This is a genomic window from Pantoea sp. YU22, assembly GCF_003970755.1.
Taxonomy (GTDB): domain Bacteria; phylum Pseudomonadota; class Gammaproteobacteria; order Enterobacterales; family Enterobacteriaceae; genus Pantoea; species Pantoea piersonii.
Genome location: NZ_RYDU01000010.1, coordinates 46,665 through 60,695, shown reverse-complemented (window position 1 = coordinate 60,695; position 14,031 = coordinate 46,665). Strand labels below are relative to the sequence as shown.

Below are 14,031 nucleotides of genomic sequence, written 5' to 3'. Positions count from 1 at the left end.
TGCCAAATCAGCCTTGAATTCCCTTACATTTTGTCGGCAAAGCGCATAAAAAAAGGCCCTTACGGGCCTTTTTTGTACTCTGTAGCGAATTACAGACGATCGATGGCGTTCAGCTCTTTAAAAGCCTGCTCCAGGCGCACAACCATTGAGGATTGCGCTGCGCGCAGCCAGACACGCGGATCGTAGTATTTCTTGTTCGGGCTGTCCGGACCCTGCGGGTTGCCGAGCTGAGCTTGCAGATACTCTTCGTTCTTTTTGTAGTACTGCAGGATACCGTCCCATGTCGCCCACTGGGTGTCGGTATCGATGTTCATTTTGATCACGCCGTAGCTGATCGACTCTTCAATTTCTGCTGCAGAAGAACCGGAACCACCGTGGAAAACGAAGTCCAGCGCGTTGTGCGGCAGGCCATGTTTTTCACAAACGTATTTCTGCGAGTCGCGCAGAATGGTCGGGGTCAGCTTCACGTTACCCGGCTTGTAAACGCCGTGTACGTTGCCGAAAGAGGCAGCGATAGTGAAGCGCTTGCTGATTTTGCTCAGCTCGGTATAAGCGTAATCAACGTCTTCCGGCTGGCTATAAAGCGCAGAAGCGTCAACGTGGCTGTTGTCCACGCCATCTTCTTCACCACCGGTCACGCCCAGCTCGATCTCCAGCGTCATGCCCATTTTGTCCATGCGCGCCAGGTATTTGCTGCAAATCTCGATGTTCTCTTCCAGGGACTCTTCAGAGAGGTCGATCATGTGAGAAGAGAACAGCGGTTTGCCGGTTTTCTTGAAGTGCTCTTCGCCTGCGTCCAGCAGACCGTCGATCCACGGCAGCAGTTTTTTCGCGCAGTGGTCAGTGTGCAGGATAACCGGCACGCCATACTGTTCAGCCATCAGGTGAACGTGATGCGCGCCTGCGATGGCGCCGAAAATCGCCGCGCCCTGCGGCTTGTCGGTTTTGAAACCTTTACCGGCGATAAACGCGGCGCCGCCGTTAGAGAACTGGACGATAACCGGCGCTTTCACTTTCGCAGCGGCTTCCAGTACGGCGTTGATAGAGTCAGTGCCGACGCAGTTTACCGCTGGCAGCGCGAATTTGTTCTCTTTCGCTACCTGGAAGATCTTCTGAACGTCGTCGCCAGTGACAACGCCGGGTTTAACGAAATCAAAAATTTTAGACATGATTGTGTCCTGTTTCGTGACCGATTATCCCATAAGGGACAGCGATTTAAACGCCCAACGGGGCAAGTCTTCAGGCGACGCGCCAGCGCGTCGCCCCCAAAGGATTACTGCTTAGCACGCTCTTCCAGCATTGCGACCGCAGGCAGTTTTTTGCCTTCGACGAACTCCAGGAACGCGCCGCCGCCGGTAGAGATGTACGAGATTTTGTTTTCGATGCCGAACAGGTCGATAGCCGCCAGGGTATCGCCGCCGCCCGCCACAGAGAAAGCGTCGCTGTCAGCGATGGCATTCGCAACGATTTCGGTGCCCTTACGGAAGTTCGGGAACTCGAATACGCCGACCGGGCCGTTCCACAGTATGGTTTTCGCCTCTTTCAGCAGCTTCGCCATGGCCTGTGCGGTTTCGTCGCCGAAGTCCATAATCTCTTCGTTATCCGCCACTTCGGAAACCTTTTTCACGGTTGCCGGGGCAGTTTCAGAGAATTCCGTGCCAACGCGTGAGTCGGTTGGAACCGGAATGCCGTACTGGTCGCGCAGGCCTTTCGCCGCTTCAACGAAGTCCGGCTCATAGAGCGATTTACCGACGTTGTTGTCGATAGCGACGAAGGTGTTGGCAATGCCGCCGCCGACGATAACGGTGTCAGCGATTTTCACCAGCGACTGCAGCACGTCGAATTTAGTGGAGACTTTTGAACCGCCGACCACCGCCACCAGCGGACGCTCCGGGTTGCTCATGACTTTGCCCAGCGCTTCCAGCTCGGCTGACAGCAGCGGGCCTGCGCAGGCGATCGGCGCAAACTTGCCGACGCCGTGAGTCGAGGCCTGTGCGCGATGCGCGGTGCCGAAGGCGTCCATGACGAAGACGTCGCACAGCGCGGCATATTTTTTAGACAGCGCTTCGTCGTCTTTCTTCTCGCCTTTGTTAAAGCGCACGTTTTCCAGCACGACCAGCTCGCCCGCGTCAACTTCAACGCCGTCGAGGTAATCTTTCGCCAGGGTGACTTTAGTGCCGTTCAGTTTTTCTTTCAGATAGTTAACAACGGGCAGGAGGGAGAATTCTTCGTTATATTCACCTTCGGTCGGGCGACCCAGGTGAGAGGTGACCATCACTTTTGCGCCCTGTTTCAACGCCGATTCGATGGTAGGCAGAGAGGCACGGATACGTGCGTCTGACGTCACTTTCCCTTCTTTTACTGGTACGTTGAGATCGGCGCGGATCAGAACGCGCTTACCAGCCAGATCCAAATCGGACATCTTAATTACAGACATGGTGAACCCTCTCGTTGATTCTCGTAAGTTTTGTCAGACGCAGACCGCGCCTTACCTGAAACCGCTTGCGGCCATCGCTAACGTCGTGTCGAGCATTCGGTTAGCAAAGCCCCATTCGTTGTCGCACCAGACCAGGGTCTTGATCAGGCGCTGACCGCTGACCCGCGTTTGCGTGCCGTCCACAATGGCACTGTGCGGATCATGGTTAAAATCTACTGAGACTAACGGTAATTCCGTATAGTCAACTATACCACGAAATGCCCCCTCTGACGCGTTTTGCAGCAGCGCGTTGACCTCGCAGGCCCTTACCGCCTCGCGTACGGAAACGCTGAGATCGATGGCCGTAACGTTGATGGTCGGCACACGTACCGCGATCGCTTCAAAGCGGTCGTTGAATTTCGGAAAAATACGGGTGATCCCGGCGGCCAGTTTAGTATCGACCGGAATGATCGACTGACTGGCGGCGCGCGTGCGGCGCAGATCGCTGTGATAGGCGTCAATCACCTGTTGATCGTGCATCGCCGAGTGGATAGTGGTCACCGTGCCCGACTCAATGCCGAAGGCGTCATCCAGCAGTTTAATCACCGGAATAATGCAGTTAGTCGTGCAGGAGGCGTTAGAGACGATGCGATCGGTTTGTTTAAGCGCCTGTTCGTTCACGCCGAACACGACGGTCGCGTCAAGATCGTGGCCGCCCGGATGGGAAAAGAGCACCTTCTTCGCGCCCGCCTGCAGATGCGCCTCGCCATCTGCCCGGCTGCCGTAGACGCCGGTGCAATCCAGCACTACATCGACATTAAGCTCGCGCCACGGCAGCGAAGCGATATCGGCATGATGCAGGATGCGGATCGTATCCTCGCCGACCCACAGCAGATCGCGTTCCTGGCGCACGTCAAAGGCGAAGCGGCCATGGCTGGTGTCATATTTCAGCAGATGCGCCATACCGGCCGCTTCCGCCAGTTCATTGATCGCCACAACCGTAATTTCTGCCCGGCGGCCGGTCTCATAGAGGGCGCGCAGCACATTGCGTCCGATGCGACCAAATCCATTTATGGCAATGCGAACCGTCATACCACCCCTGCAATTAAAATCAGTGTCAAATCGGAACGTTAGCCTGAGCCAGACGTTCTCGTTTGTACAGGAAATTCTTGCGCTTTTGCAGCGTTATGCCGCTCGACAAAACGCCGTCACAGCGCTTACTGAAACGGTTCAGCTACAATAAAGAGAAGCAGTAATAATTGGAATGCGTCAGATCAAATCAGACTTTAAAAATCTGACGAGGATCACACTCGCCCCTGCATTATGGATATAAAACGACCGCCAGACGCGGCCTGCTTTAGTAAAATAGCCCGGCTTAGCGCCACTCAACCCAATAGCGGCAACAGGCGCGTCATTACGACAGACAACCTATGAACTACAACCTGCTTTGGTATCTCTGGTTTATCTGGTCTTGCGCTCTGGTGATCTACGTATTGAGCTGGAGCGTTACGCTGACGCTGATGCGTCAGTATCGCGGGCTGCTGCTGGCAGTAGTGGTAACGCTTATCGCCCGGGCGGCTTTCAGGAGATTAAGATTCAACAAAGGAATAATTATGTTTAAACGCAAAGAAAATAACTTCAACGCCAGCTACGCCGAAACGGTCAGCGCGGCGGTAGTGACACCGCCTGAGGATGATTTCGAAGAGAGCGTGTCTGCCGCCACTGTGGTCAAGGCTGCGCCGGCTGCACCGGTCAACACCACGACTATCCCGGAAACCTGCACGATTACGGGCGAGGTTAATGCTCAGGGAGACGTGCACATTAACGGCAATATCACCGGCAAGATTATTGCGGAAAAAACGGTTTTTGTGCAGAAAAAAGGGCGAGTCGACGGAGAGATCTATGCGCAGCGTACCGAAATCAGCGGCGAGCTAAAAGGATTGTGCCGCAGCCGTGAAATCGCCATCAATGCAGAAGGTTTTATGGATGGCACCATCGAATGCGAATCGCTGGCCGTCCATCAGGAGGGGCGTTTCTATGGCACCTCTAATCCCTGGCAGCAGGATAAAAGGGAGAGCGGCCTGAGCGAAGCATCCGTATCCTCCGCTCAGGAGTTTCAACTGCATAAGGCGACGCTGGTACAGCAGTAGTCCGGCAGGGTTCGCCAGCATAAGCAGGCGAACCCTTACTTCTTACAGTACCGCTTTCGCCTGCGCCACCACGTTGTCCACGGTGAAGCCGAACTCTTCGAACAGCTGCTCCGCCGGAGCGGACTCGCCGAAGGAGGTCATCCCCACCACCGCGCCGTGCAGGCCGGTGTACTTCTGCCAGTAGTCCGCAATGCCCGCTTCAATCGCAACGCGCGCGCCGATCGCTTTCGGCAGCACCGCTTCGCGCCACGCGGCGTCCTGCTTGTCAAAGGTGTCGGTTGACGGCATGGAGACCACGCGCACCTTGATCCCTTCACTGCTCAGCCTGTCATACGCCGCTACCGCCAGCTCAACCTCTGAGCCGGTCGCAATCAGGATCAGCTCCGGCTGGCCGTCGCTCTCTTTCAGGATGTAGCCGCCGCGCGCGATGTTCGCCAGCTGCTCTGCGCTGCGCGCCTGCTGCGCCAGATTCTGGCGGGAGAAGATCAGCGCGGTCGGGCCGTCTTTACGCTCGATGGCGTATTTCCACGCCACCGCCGACTCGACCTGATCGCACGGACGCCAGGTGCTCATGTTTGGCGTGGTGCGCAGGCTGGCCAGCTGCTCCACCGGCTGGTGGGTCGGGCCGTCTTCGCCCAGGCCGATAGAGTCGTGGGTGTAGACCATAATCTGGCGGATCTTCATCAGCGCCGCCATACGCGCCGCATTGCGCGCATACTCCACGAACATCAGGAAGGTGGCGGTGTAAGGCAGGAAGCCGCCGTGCAGCGCCAGGCCATTGGCGATGGCGGTCATGCCGAACTCGCGCACCCCGTAATGGATATAGTTGCCCGCCGGGTCGACGTTGATCGGCTTAGAGCCGGACCACATGGTCAGGTTGCTCGGCGCCAGGTCGGCAGAGCCGCCCAGATATTCCGGCAGCAGCTTACCGAACGCCTCGATGGCGTTCTGCGAGGCCTTGCGGCTGGCGATTTTCGCCGGGTTGGCCTGCAGCTGCTCAATGAACTTCTGCGACTCTTCGTGCCAGCTGGCCGGCAGCTCGTTGCTGACGCGACGCCTGAACTCGGCGGCCAGCTCCGGGTACGCCTGCGCGTAGGCGGCGAACTTCTCGTTCCACTTCGCCTCTTTCGCCTGGCCCGCCTCTTTCGCGTCCCACTCGGCGTAGATCTCTGACGGGATAACGAACGGAGCGTGCGTCCAGCCCAGCTGCTTGCGGGTCAGCGCCACCTCGTCGTCGCCCAGCGGTGCGCCGTGTGAGTCGTGCGTGCCCGCCTTGTTCGGCGAGCCGAAGCCGATAACGGTTTTGCACATCAGTAGCGAAGGCTTGTCGCTGACCGCTTTCGCCTCGTCAATCGCCCGGGCGATTGCGTCCGCGTCGTGGCCGTCCACGCCGCGCACCACGTGCCAGCCGTAGGCTTCGAAACGCTTCGCGGTGTCATCGGTGAACCAGCCGTCGGTATGGCCGTCGATAGAGATGCCGTTGTCGTCATAGAACGCCACCAGCTTGCCCAGCTTCAGGGTGCCGGCCAGGGAGCAGACCTCGTGGGAGATCCCCTCCATCATGCAGCCGTCGCCCATAAATACCCAGGTGTTGTGGTCAACGATCTCATGACCCGGACGGTTGAACTGCGCCGCCAGGGTGCGCTCGGCGATGGCGAAGCCGACCGCATTGGCAATGCCCTGACCCAGCGGGCCGGTGGTGGTTTCAACGCCCGGGGTGTAGCCATATTCGGGGTGACCTGGAGTTCTGGAATGCAGCTGGCGGAAGTTCTGCAGCTCGCTCATCGGCAGATCGTAGCCGGTGAGGTGCAGCAGGCTGTAAATCAGCATCGAGCCGTGGCCGTTCGACAGCACAAAGCGGTCGCGATCGGCCCACTGCGGGTTGGTGGGGTTATGGTTCAGGTAGCTGCGCCACAACACCTCGGCAATATCTGCCATACCCATCGGGGCCCCCGGATGTCCCGATTTGGCTTTCTGTACTGCGTCCATACTTAACGCGCGAATGGCGTTGGCAAGCTCTTTACGAGAGGGCATTTTCTACTCCAGGTCGGATTAATGATTCGCCTATTTAACTCATTGTTATTAATGATTTATCGGGCAAAACAAGGAAAAAGTCGCTCATCAATGTACATGAAAATCGGGGCAAAAGTACATGCCGCACCGTGCTAAATCTCGCCGCTTCGCCTGGCATTTGCGGCAATGTCTGCTAGCGAAGTGGCTGACTACAGGCTATAACCCACTCTTTACTGTATCTGACCCTTTTTCAGGTACCGGCTTTTCCTACCTTGTTACTGACAGGATGTACGCATGAAGATCAAGACAGGCATCATGGCAATCAGCCTCGCGGCGCTGCTCAGCGGCTGCCAGGGCATGGACAATAACGCGCTGCTGCAGTCGGGCGCTCAGGCTTTTCAGGCCTACACCCTCAACGACGCGCAGGTCAAACAGCTCAGCGATCAATCCTGCGCGCAGATGGATAAAGAGAACCAGCTCGCGCCGGCCGACAGCACCTACCAGCAGCGCCTGAACAAAATCGCCGCCGCGCTGGGCGACAACATTAACGGTACGCCAGCCAACTACCGCGTCTACGTCACCAAAGACGTTAACGCCTGGGCGATGGCGAACGGCTGCATCCGCGTCTATAGCGGCCTGATGGATATGATGGACGACAACGAAGTCGAAGGCGTGCTGGGACATGAGATGGGACACGTCGCGCTGGGCCATACGCGCAAGGCGATGCAGGTCGCCTTCGGCACCACGGCGGCGCGCACCGCAGCCTCTTCGGTGGGTGGCGTTATTGGCTCGCTGTCGCAGTCGCAGTTGGGCGATCTGGGCGAACAGCTGGTCAACGCGCAGTTCTCGCAAACCCAGGAGTCGCAGGCGGATGACTACTCTTACGAGCTACTGAAGAAACGCGGCATTAATCCGCTGGGGCTGGCGACCAGTTTTGAAAAGCTGGCGAAGATGCAGCAGGGCCAGCAGAGCACCCTGTTTGATTCGCATCCTGACTCCGCGGCGCGTGCGCAGCATATCCGCGATCGCATTGCGGCGGACGCCGGAAAATAAGCGAGCGTGCGTCGCTCTTTGGCGGCGCACGCAATCTGTTATCGCTTGAAAAGCTGATCTACCATCGATCCCAGATCGAGCTGCTTATCGTGCAGGGATTGATCGTCCATCTGTCCCTGCGGCGACATGCGGTCAATCAGGTGCGGCAAAAGCTCCGCCAGTTTGCCGGAGGCGCCGTTCACATCGGTCCCCAGCTTCTGCGCCAGCGACTGCAGCGCCTCTTCGCCGAAGGCCGAGCGCAGCTCACCGCCGCTCACCGACTGGTTGCTGCCGGTGCCGATCCAGGAGCTTAAAATCTCGCCCAGCCCGCCCTGCTGGAACTTATGCAGCAGCACTTCGATACCGCCCTGCTCCTGCACCCAGTTCCAGACTGCTTCCAGCTCGCCTAAGGTATTGCGTCCGTTGCCGTTGCCTAAAGCACCGACTAATTCATCAAGCAGGCCCATATTGCTCTCCGTTAAGGTTAAAACCGGGCGCGGTATAACGCCCGGCTTGAAAAATTACTTACCTTTATTCGCCGCCTGAACGTGCAGCATATCAAGCGCCAGCGTCGCCGCAGCCAGCGAGGTGAGATCGGCGTGATCGTAACCCGGCGCCACCTCCACCAGATCCATACCGACAATGTTCAGCCCCTGCAGGCCGCGCACCAGTTTGGTGGCCTTGTCGGTAGTCAGGCCGCCGATAACCGGCGTGCCGGTGCCGGGCGCGTGCGCCGGATCCAGGCAGTCGATATCGAAGGTCAGATAGACAGGCAGATCGCCGACGGTGCGCTTCACTTCCGCCAGGATATCGTCGACGCTGCGATCGTTGACCTGCGCCGCATCCAGCACGTTAAAGCCCAGGCTCTTGTCGAACTCGGTGCGGATGCCGATCTGCACTGAGTGCTGCGGATCGATCAGCCCCTCTTTCGGCGCGGTAAAGAACATCGTGCCGTGATCGAACGTCGGGCCGTTGGAGTAAGTATCGGTATGGGCGTCGAAATGCACCAGCGCCAGCTTGCCGAAATGCTTCGCATGGGCGCGCAGCAGCGGCAGCGTAACGTAGTGGTCGCCGCCGAAGGTCATCATGCGCTTGCCGTTCGCCAGCAGTTTTTCCGCGTGCGCCTGCAGCTTGTCGGAGAGATCCTGCGAATCGCCAAAGGCGTAGACCAGATCGCCGCAGTCCACGACGTTCAGGCGCTGACGCAGGTCGAAATCCCACGGCCAGCGGCACCCTTCCCAGGCGAGGTTGGTGGAGATCTGACGGATCGCGCCCGGGCCCAGGCGGCTGCCCGGACGGCCGGAGGTAGCGGCGTCAAAAGGCACGCCGGTGATCACCCACTCGGCGTCGCTGTCGTAAGGCTGGAAGTTCACAGGAAAACGCATGAAGCCGAAGGCGTTTGAGACCAGCGAATTGTCATACTGATTGCCCAGGGTGTTATACATAAATCATCCTCACTGCCGCGTGGCGTTAAGTTACAGGTGATAAAAGGCTTGATAAAAAAAATCCCCTCCGCGTCGTTAAACCCGACGAGGAAGGGATTTTGCGTTGCCGCATTTTACGCAATTATTGCGGAGTTCGGCGCGCGCTGCAATCCGCGACGCGCCTGAATAAAAAGTATTGGGATGCCATTAGCGCTCCCGCAGCGCCTCTTTGGCGCGGTTAAACGGCTTAACCAGATAATCCATGACCGTTTTCTCGCCGGTTTTAATATCCACCGTAGAGACCATGCCGGGGCTGATAGAGAAACGGCGTCCGGCTTTGTTCTGCACGTAATCCGTTTCGGTGCGGATAAAGACGCGGTAGTAGTAGATCTCCGGCTTGACCTCATCCTGAATGGTATCGGGCGAGATGCTCTCCACCACGCCATGCAGCCCGCCGTAAATGGCGTAATCGTAGGCGGAGATCTTCACCAGCGCCTTCTGGCCCGGATGAATAAAGGCGATATCGCGCGGCGAGAGGCGCGCTTCAATCAGCAGACGATCGTCCATCGGCACGATATTCATCAGCTCGCCGTTGGGCGGGATCACCCCGCCAACGGTAGTGACCTTGATATTTTTCACGATGCCGCGCATCGGCGAACGCAGCGTCAGGCGGCTGACGGTATCTTCGCGTCCCTTCACCGTTTGCGCCAGGCTGTCCGCTTCCGCCGACGCCTTCGCCAGATCCTCGCGCGCCTGCACGTAATACTGCGAACGCATATCGGTGAGTTTCAGCTCCAGATCGGACTTGTCGCGCTGTAGCCGCAGCACCTCAACGCTGCTGGCGGCGCCGGTTTTCGCCAGCCGCTGGGTAATCGCCAGTTCGCGGTTGGCCAGCCCGAGCGACTCCTGAATCTGCGCCGTCGAGTCTTTTAGCTGCGCGCGTCGGGTATTGTAGAGCCGGGTTTCAGAGGCGATAAGGTCGGGGAAGGCCTTCAGCTCTGCCGGAAAGCGCAAGGGCTGGTCATTCACCTCGGCGTAAAGACGCGCGCTGGCCGCCAGCGCGGCCCGGTAGCGCGCCGCGCTCTCGCCGACGCTGGAGACGGATCGCGTCGGATCGAGCTTCGCCACGATCTGCCCCGCCTCGACCCGATCCCCTTCGTGCACGTTAAGCTCGGCGAGGATCCCGCCCTCCAGCGAGCTGAGCACCTGATCGCGCGAGCTGGGGATCACTTTACCGGTGCCGGTCGACACCTCATCCAGCACGCCGAACCACGCCCAGATCAGCCCGGCCAGCAGCAGAAAGAAGCTGATGACGATCAGGCGCACCGCGCCGCTGTAGTAGCTTTCCGAATGCAGATCGCCGTTGATATCGTCTGACGCCTCCACTTCGGGCGCGACCAGCCGCAGTTTTGTCGATAGCTCGCTCATGCCTTATCCTCCGGCCGGTTAAGCGACGCCCGCGCCGGCGGCAGCGCGCTCTCTTTCGGGCTGTCCATTACCAGCTGCCCCTCTTTTAATACCAGCACGCGATCCACCAGCGCGAGGATGGCGGCGCGGTGGGTCGCCACAATCAGCGTGCGGCCGTTCAGCCACTGCCCAAGCCGTTCGATAAACTCTTTTTCGGTATGATCGTCCAGCGAGGCGGTCGGCTCATCCAGCAGAACAATATTGGGATCGCGCAGCAGCATGCGCGCCAGCAGCACTGACTGACGCTGTCCGCCGGACAGCCCGACGCCGCCCTCCATCACCGGATGATCGAGGCCGAGTGGCAGGCGACGAATAAAGTCCGCGCCGCCGCTGACCGTCAGCGCGGCGAAGATCGCCTCGTCGCTGGCGTGCGCCGCGCCCATCGTCAGGTTTTCGCGCAGCGTGCCGTGAAACAGCCGCGCATTCTGCGTCATCAGGCCGACATTGCGCCGTACGTCGGCAAGATCGATATGCGGCAGGCTCAGGTTATCGAGCCGCAGCTCGCCGCCCACCAGATCCATGCCGCCGATCATCGCCTGCAGCAGCGTCGATTTTCCCGATCCGTTGCGGCCCAGCACCGCGACGCGCTCGCCAGGCTTGATCGTCAGGCTCTTGATGCGCAGCGCAATAGTGGCGGAGTCGCTGTAGTAGCGAAACATCGCCTCGCTGAACTGGTAGTGGCCGAACAGTACCGGACAGTGGATGCGGGTTTCATCTTTGCTATTCTCTACCGGCAGCGCCATCAGCGCGTCCAGGCTGCTTTTCGCCGCCTTGACCTGCTGCCAGCGCGCCAGCACGCCGCACAGGGTGCCCATCGGGGCGATCATGCGCGACGAGAGCAGCGACGCCGCCACAATCGCGCCGGTGGTGATATCGCCGTCGATTACCATCGGCGCGCCGATAACGATCACGCTGGCGTAGACCAGCCCCTGCACCGTAACGCCCCAGCTAATCAGCGAGTGCATCACTTTACGCATCTCAACGCCGGACTGCGCGGTAATGCGGATATAGCTGTTCCACTGCTGCAGAAAGCGATCCTCCGCCTGCATCAGCTTAATATCCTCCAGCCCCTGCACGCTCTCCACCAGCACCGCGTTGCGCAGCGTCGACTCTTTCAGCGACTGATGCGCCAGCTTCGCCAGCGTTTTCTGCTGCAGCAGACCGGGCAGGATCATCAGGATCACCGCCACCGGCGCGATCCACGCCAGCTGCGGCGCAATAATCGCCATCACCAGCATAAACAGCAGGAAAAACGGCATATCGACGATGGAGCTGACCGTGGTCGAGGTTACCATTTCGCGGATCGCCTCCAGCTCGCGCAGCTGCGAGATAAAGGTGCCGGTGGAGCGCGGGATAGCGCTGTTGCGCAGGCGCAGCGCATGGCCGAACACCCGATCGGAGACGCGCATATCGGCCCGTTTGCCCAGCAGATCGGTGACGTGATCGCGCCCGACACGCAGGATATAGGTGAAGATCACCGAGATAATCACCCCGCCGTAGAGCACGTAAAGGGTCGGATAGGATTGCGCCGGGATGACCCGGTCATAAACCTGCATCGAGAAGATGATGCCCACCAGCGCCAGCAGGTTGATCAGAAAGGATCCCAGCATGACGTAGCCGTAGGGCCGCAGATCGCGCAGCACCAGGCGCCGCAGCCAGTCGGGCCTGATGGTCTCCAGATAGCGGTCGACGCGGCTGTCTTTCGCGGCGGTGAGCGGACGAAAGGCGGCGGCGAAGCGGATATCGGGCAGCAGCGCGCCCAGCGACAGCGGCGTCGGCTGCTCATCGCCGCTGAAGTGCACCCGCACCTCATCTTCACCGTCGAAACTGGTAATCACCCCGACCTGCCCGTCCGCCAGCTCGACCGCCAGCGGCAGCCGCCAGTGGTTAATCTCCCATTTATTATCCTGGTAAAGCTGCAGCGACATGCCCGCCTGGCGCGCCAGATGGCGCAGCGCTTTGTCGCGCGTCTGTTTGCCCTGCCACTCGCTGGCGGCAAGGATCATGCCCGGCGAGCAGGGCAAGCGATAGTGACCGGCGATCAGGATAATGGCTGTCGCCCAGCCCTGTAACGGCACCCCGCCTTCAGCCCCGTCGGGCTTTCCGGCGGGCGTCTCTGGAAGCTGCATTTGCGTCATGGCTGGATCTCCACGGACTGGATCCGCTGATTATTCAGGGCAAACGCCGACCGCATATGGCCGGTGCTGTAAAGGCAGTCGAGCTGCAACGAGCGTAACTGGCTGATGGTTTGCTGCAGCGTGAAGCGGGTCTGGAACACTTCCTGTTCGGCATTGAGCACGTCGAGCAGCGGACGGGTGCCGAGCTGCAGATATTGATCCTGGCAGAGCGACTGGGTTTTCTCGCCGAGCCGCTGCTGCCGCGCCTGAATCGCCAGGCTGAGCGCCAGGCTTTGCGACTGGCTCTGCGATTCGCTCAGCTGCTGGCGCGCCTTTAGCCGCGCCGAATTCACCGCGGCGTTGGCGGCGCTCAGCGCGTTGGCGGCAGCATTGCGGCTGGCGGTCATACCGCCGCCCTGATAGAGCGGCATCTCGACCTTGACCCAGGTTGAATATTGCGTGCGATCCAGCGTCTCGCTGTTGGCGTAGTGATTGTTAAGGTAGTGCGTCACCTGCGGCTCCAGCGAGATGGTGGGCAGCATCTGCGCGTTGGCGTTGTCCAGCTTCGCCTGCGCCTCGTTGGCCTGCGCCCAGGCGGCGAGCACCGCCGGGTTGGTCCGGTCATCCGCCTTCGCGACATCGCAGGAGCGCGTCAGGCTGGCGGGAAAGTCGTCGCTGACTTTTTTCACCAGCGGCCAGCCCAGATAGGTCGCCAGCGTGGCGCGCCAGCGGTCGAGGCTGGCCTGATACTGCGTCAGCAGCGTGCGCGCCCCTTCGATGCGGGCGTCGGTTTGCGTCGCGTCGGAGAGCGAGGCGGCGCCTTCATCGTTGCGCTGGCGCGCGAGATCGCCGATTTTCATCAGCGCCGTCAGCTGCTCCTGCGCGATCTTCACCAACTGCTGATAACCCTGCACCTGAATCAGCGCCGCGGCCGTGTCGTGCGCCACGGTATCAATGCTGAGCAGCACGTTGGCCTGCTGCTGGGCGACGCCCGCCTCGGCGGAGCGCACCGAGCTGCTGACCTTGCCGAAATCGTAGAGCATCTGGGAAACCGACAGCACGAAGGAGGGGCTAAACCCCTTCTCGCTGTAGCTGTTGCTGTAGCCGTTATTCATACCGGCGCTGACCTGCGGATAATATTTGGCTTTCGCCACGTCGACCTGATCGGCCTGTTCGAGCAGTTTTCCCACCGCTTCGGCGATATCGGGATGCCACTGGATCGCCCGCTGCACCGCCTGATTGATCGTCAGGGTGTCAGGGACGTGCGCCAGCGCGGGTTCGGCGCTCTCGCCGGTTAATGAAGGGAGATCCTGCTGTTTCGCCAGGCCGGTTGCGGTGATCTGGCTGGCCATCTGCGCGACGTCGCTGCCGGCCGCCAGAGGGGAAGTTGTAAAAAAAGCGATGCCAGCACA

11 protein-coding genes are annotated in these 14,031 nt (G+C 59.7%); 2 read left to right on the top strand and 9 right to left on the bottom strand.

Translation table 11 applies throughout. The features are described from left to right. Nucleotides 1-89 precede the first annotated feature (89 nt). The 3 genes from fbaA to epd all read right to left on the bottom strand — a co-directional run bounded on the left by fbaA (nucleotide 90) and on the right by epd (nucleotide 3,508). Nucleotides 90-1,169 carry a class II fructose-bisphosphate aldolase gene (fbaA, locus tag EKL29_RS14730; RefSeq protein WP_126690065.1) on the bottom strand — a complete coding sequence of 360 codons (1,080 nt, stop codon included), beginning with the start codon at nucleotides 1,167-1,169 and terminating at the stop codon, nucleotides 90-92. A gap of 104 nt (nucleotides 1,170-1,273) precedes the next feature. Then, nucleotides 1,274-2,437: a phosphoglycerate kinase gene (gene pgk, locus EKL29_RS14725; protein WP_120454542.1), complete on the bottom strand. Its 1,164-nt coding sequence runs from the start codon at nucleotides 2,435-2,437 to the stop codon at nucleotides 1,274-1,276. 51 nt (nucleotides 2,438-2,488) lie between these two features. Beyond that, entirely contained in the window at nucleotides 2,489-3,508 is a 1,020-nt protein-coding gene (gene epd, locus EKL29_RS14720; RefSeq protein WP_126690064.1) for an erythrose-4-phosphate dehydrogenase, read from the bottom strand. 338 nt (nucleotides 3,509-3,846) lie between these two features. Between epd and EKL29_RS14715 the strand changes: the two genes are divergently transcribed. Then, on the top strand, nucleotides 3,847-4,566 hold the full coding sequence (locus EKL29_RS14715; protein WP_126690063.1) for a polymer-forming cytoskeletal protein: 720 nt from the start codon (nucleotides 3,847-3,849) through the stop codon (nucleotides 4,564-4,566). Between the two features lie 42 nt (nucleotides 4,567-4,608). Here EKL29_RS14715 and tkt read toward each other — a convergent pair whose 3' ends face one another. Then, the gene (gene tkt / locus EKL29_RS14710) at nucleotides 4,609-6,600 is read right to left on the bottom strand and encodes a transketolase (RefSeq protein ID WP_120454548.1); all 1,992 of its coding nucleotides are present in this window, start codon (nucleotides 6,598-6,600) and stop codon (nucleotides 4,609-4,611) included. Nucleotides 6,601-6,873: 273 nt separating this feature from the next. On the opposite strand from tkt, the gene EKL29_RS14705 reads away from it, so the two are divergent. After that, complete coding sequence (locus tag EKL29_RS14705) at nucleotides 6,874-7,632, top strand: M48 family metallopeptidase (protein ID WP_120454549.1); 759 nt, start codon at nucleotides 6,874-6,876, stop codon at nucleotides 7,630-7,632. A gap of 38 nt (nucleotides 7,633-7,670) precedes the next feature. Here EKL29_RS14705 and EKL29_RS14700 read toward each other — a convergent pair whose 3' ends face one another. The 5 genes from EKL29_RS14700 to EKL29_RS14680 form a co-directional block, all read right to left on the bottom strand. Further along, nucleotides 7,671-8,114: a YidB family protein gene (locus EKL29_RS14700; protein ID WP_371315485.1), complete on the bottom strand. Its 444-nt coding sequence runs from the start codon at nucleotides 8,112-8,114 to the stop codon at nucleotides 7,671-7,673. A gap of 18 nt (nucleotides 8,115-8,132) precedes the next feature. Then, entirely contained in the window at nucleotides 8,133-9,056 is a 924-nt protein-coding gene (gene speB / locus EKL29_RS14695; RefSeq protein WP_126690062.1) for an agmatinase, read from the bottom strand. 186 nt (nucleotides 9,057-9,242) lie between these two features. Then, complete coding sequence (locus EKL29_RS14690; protein WP_120454555.1) at nucleotides 9,243-10,463, bottom strand: HlyD family type I secretion periplasmic adaptor subunit; 1,221 nt, start codon at nucleotides 10,461-10,463, stop codon at nucleotides 9,243-9,245. Further along, complete coding sequence (locus EKL29_RS14685; protein WP_376749692.1) at nucleotides 10,460-12,631, bottom strand: type I secretion system permease/ATPase; 2,172 nt, start codon at nucleotides 12,629-12,631, stop codon at nucleotides 10,460-10,462. Before EKL29_RS14685 ends, EKL29_RS14690 begins: the two co-directional genes overlap by 4 nt. A 5-nt stretch (nucleotides 12,632-12,636) precedes the next feature. Continuing rightward, on the bottom strand, nucleotides 12,637-13,971 hold the full coding sequence (locus tag EKL29_RS14680; RefSeq protein ID WP_311779033.1) for a TolC family outer membrane protein: 1,335 nt from the start codon (nucleotides 13,969-13,971) through the stop codon (nucleotides 12,637-12,639). Between the last annotated feature and the right edge of the window lie 60 nt (nucleotides 13,972-14,031).